At 49.1% G+C, this 216-nt stretch carries 1 tRNA gene; it reads right to left on the reverse strand.

From position 1 onward, the window contains the following. A tRNA-Asp gene (locus tag I6E38_RS15255) sits at positions 1-73 on the reverse strand. Positions 74-216: the final 143 nt, after the last annotated feature.

A 216-nucleotide genomic window follows, 5' to 3' on the forward strand; every position in this document is an offset into this window, starting at 1 on the left:
GGTGCGTACGAGACTCGAACTCGTGACCCCATGCGTGACAGGCATGTATTCTAACCAACTGAACTAACGCACCTCAAACACTTTTGTGTGCTGAAATAATATGTTCGGCATTCGTCTGTTGTCCGCTTTGTTGACTCAAGTTGGCGGTGCGTACGAGACTCGAACTCGTGACCCCATGCGTGACAGGCATGTATTCTAACCAACTGAACTAACGCA

It is taken from the genome of Leyella stercorea (genome assembly GCF_021531355.1).
Classification (GTDB): domain Bacteria; phylum Bacteroidota; class Bacteroidia; order Bacteroidales; family Bacteroidaceae; genus Prevotella.